The following is a 392-nucleotide window of genomic DNA, read 5'->3' on the forward strand; positions in this document are numbered from 1 at the left end:
TGGTTGCCAGCGTGAAAGCTGTGGCGATAACTGAGCATGGGTAAATTCCTCCTGAAGATAACGATTTTCTTTCTCTAACAATTTAATCTTATGTTGGGCATCAGCTAGGGCTGTCCCATTGCCTGGAAAAGCACTTTCTCCATATTCTTCAACTTCTTGAACCCAGCGATAAAGACTATTGGCATGAACCTCAAGCTCTTGGCTGACTTCTTTAACAGAGTAACCCTCTTCAAGAATGAGTTTTACTGCAGAATTTTTAAATTGTTTATCGAATTTTCTTCTTGCCATAATAAACCTTTCCACGATTTCTCTTAACTTTGTGTCTAGTTTATTATAACCTTTCCAAAAAAGCGCTCATTTTGTGTCTAATTATTTGACATTAGTCCAACATT

Annotated in this window: 1 protein-coding gene; it reads right to left on the reverse strand. The window is 37.2% G+C overall.

The window, feature by feature from the left end; translation table 11 throughout:
• Positions 1-288: transposase (locus tag FDX22_RS21130; RefSeq protein WP_146717727.1), on the reverse strand; the 288-nt coding region annotated here is incomplete at its 3' end.
• Positions 289-392: the final 104 nt, after the last annotated feature.

The sequence above is a fragment of the Citrobacter sp. TBCS-14 genome, assembly GCF_005280805.1.
Classification (GTDB): Bacteria; Pseudomonadota; Gammaproteobacteria; order Enterobacterales; family Enterobacteriaceae; genus Citrobacter; species Citrobacter gillenii.